Source organism: Pokkaliibacter sp. CJK22405 (assembly GCF_046614695.1).
GTDB lineage: Bacteria > Pseudomonadota > Gammaproteobacteria > Pseudomonadales > Balneatricaceae > Pokkaliibacter.
On record NZ_JBKKHQ010000024.1, the window covers coordinates 1 to 336 of the forward strand.

The 336-nt window shown below is 55.7% G+C and carries 2 tRNA genes; both read left to right on the forward strand.

The features are described 5' to 3' along the window. Nucleotides 1–77 precede the first annotated feature (77 nt). Nucleotides 78–162 (forward strand) — tRNA-Leu (locus ACKC9G_RS16250). Between the two features lie 3 nt (nt 163–165). Then, nucleotides 166–241, forward strand: a tRNA-Phe gene (locus tag ACKC9G_RS16255). The last annotated feature ends 95 nt before the right edge of the window (nt 242–336 follow it).

Genomic DNA, 336 nt, shown 5'->3' on the forward strand with positions numbered 1-336 from the left:
CCGGATAGCTCAGTCGGTAGAGCAGGGGATTGAAAATCCCCGTGTCGGTGGTTCGATTCCGCCTCCGGGCACCACTTGCGGAAGTGGTGGAATTGGTAGACACACTGGATTTAGGTTCCAGCGCCTCACGGCGTGAGAGTTCGAGTCTCTCCTTCCGCACCAAATGCCCGGATAGCTCAGTCGGTAGAGCAGGGGATTGAAAATCCCCGTGTCGGTGGTTCGATTCCGCCTCCGGGCACCACTTCAGACAAGATGAAGTGGCAGCGTAAAGTACTTGCAAAACCCCGTGTTAGAAGTATGATACGCGACACTTTCCGAGCTGCATGCAGATGTGGC